This window comes from bacterium (assembly GCA_040755795.1).
Classification (GTDB): domain Bacteria; phylum UBA9089; class CG2-30-40-21; order CG2-30-40-21; family SBAY01; genus JBFLXS01.
The window spans coordinates 1-2,091 of record JBFLXS010000573.1; the positions used below are offsets into that span (position 1 = coordinate 1).

The window sequence follows — 2,091 nt, forward strand, 5'->3', positions numbered from 1 at the left end:
TTTTCCCTGCTGGTTTTAATAAAAGTGCCTCATAAGGTTTACCAAGAATAGGCAGATTAGCTGGAAGACCAATAATTCGTGGTGGAACAGCTAAGTTACTACCAAGATGTGGTGTACCAATAGTAATTAGCCGTTTGACATTATCTGCTCCTCCATTTTGAATATAATACCTCGCTATAAGTCCACCTTGTGAATAGGCGACAATAAGTATTTTAGCATTAGGGTCTCTCTTCCAATCTTCACCATAATATGCTTGTAATATATCTTTTACTTTGAAAGGAAGAGATTTTTCATCTGATGGGTTATTATGTTCATCCAATCCTTTAAAACTCCCCACCTTATCCTCCCCACCATAATCAAACACCTCTAAGTAGAGCTTGGCAGGGGATTCAGTTTCATCAGGATACTTGAACCAAGTCATGCCTTTTCGTTCAGGATAAGGAGAAATTTTCTTTCGAGGATCATTAAGAATAGTCTCTCTGTATTGGAAGTACTTTTCCAGTTCAGGGATAGCGTCCCACCATGTTAATGCATTATCGTTTATACCATGGATGAACAATACAGGCATAGGTGCATAAGTTGTACAACTTCCCCATGATAATTCTTCAGCATTTACCTTGCTACTCAACAAACACAATCCTACTAAAATACAAATAATGAATTTCTTCATGACTTTTTACCTCCTTATTACCAAATATTATTAGGTTTTTTGTAAACAAAATGTTTTGGGTGTTTAATATCAGCAAATGGGTCTATCTTAAATTTTCTTTCCATATCAAATATAGTGAACCCTGGATTTGCTATAAGTTTTGCATCTAAAGAAATATATCCTCCATATCCTCCAAAACCTATGTCTTTTATCAGATTCCCATCTAAATCAAAAATGTAGCCACCTATTAAAAGTTTCTTTCCATCAGACAACCAGCCATAAAGATGGCGTCCATCAATCACCCTCCTCCTCTCACTCCCATCCGGTTTCATCACCCAAATCCACCCTTTACAAACAAAGGCAATTAAATCACCTTTGGGAGACCAGATGGGGTTAGTGTCATCAAATTTATATACTACTGTACCATCTCTTTGTTCTTCTGGAATCTTCGTTGTAGAAATCATTTTTTTATTACTTCCATCTGCATTCATTACCCAGATACTTCTATGTGCAGTATAATAATTTTCTTCTAAATATCTATCCCTTGGCTGACCAAGAATCCAATAGACTATTTTCTTACCATCAGGTGAAAAAGAAGGATGTATTCCGTGATGATCAAGCAATCGCTCACCTGTACCATTTACATTTATACTCCACATTCCCCATTCTAAATTATAGACTAATTTATTTGTATCTTCACAATATGACATATACGCATTTAATTTTGACCCTCCTGCCCACTCCCTACCATACCTTCTCTTATATTCTTTCTTTAACCTATCTATATTCTTCTCACACATTAGTTCCTTTATCTCTTCTTTATCTCTCCCATCATAATTCATCGAACAAAGATAATACTCAATCTTATCTACACTATACCTACCCATCTGAAGTAATGCAAAAGGGGTAAAGGCAATGTATGTACCATGAGTAACCTTCTTGATAAAGTAAATCTTATTACCCTCACCCCAGCAGGGTGCATAGTAACTTATCATATCACTATGCCGTGTAAATGGCCAAATAGCATAAGCATTTGATGAAACTAAGGCAATTAAAATCAAACTGATGATTAAACGCTGCATTTTTTCTACCCCCCTGTTAAAAAATTATTTTAGAATAAACTCCTCATCCTTTAACTACCCCATCAGTATCAAGAGTCCATGGTAGTAAAGGTAATCCAATTCTTCCTGCTAAGTATACATATTCAACCCCTCTTTCCTTAGCAACATTAGTACCTTTATTAAGTTCTTTAATGAATTGACTATTAGGACATAAATCAACTAATGCTGGCATATTAGCATTACTAATGAAATTACCTATTCCTACTACTTCAAGTATTTTCCCTGCTGGTTTTAATAAAAGTGCCTCATAAGGTTTACCAAGAATAGGCAGATTAGCTGGAAGACCAATAATTCGTGGTGGAACAGCTAAGTTACTACCAA

At 35.5% G+C, this 2,091-nt stretch carries 3 protein-coding genes; all 3 read right to left on the minus strand.

Translation table 11 applies throughout. From position 1 onward, the window contains the following. On the minus strand, positions 1 to 670 hold a 670-nt coding region (locus tag AB1414_19810; protein MEW6609659.1), incomplete at its 3' end, for a hypothetical protein. Positions 671 to 687: 17 nt separating this feature from the next. After that, complete coding sequence (locus tag AB1414_19815; GenBank protein ID MEW6609660.1) at positions 688 to 1,731, minus strand: hypothetical protein; 1,044 nt, start codon at positions 1,729 to 1,731, stop codon at positions 688 to 690. Positions 1,732 to 1,774: 43 nt separating this feature from the next. Continuing rightward, positions 1,775 to 2,091 (minus strand): hypothetical protein (locus AB1414_19820; protein MEW6609661.1); only part of this gene is annotated, 317 nt, incomplete at its 5' end.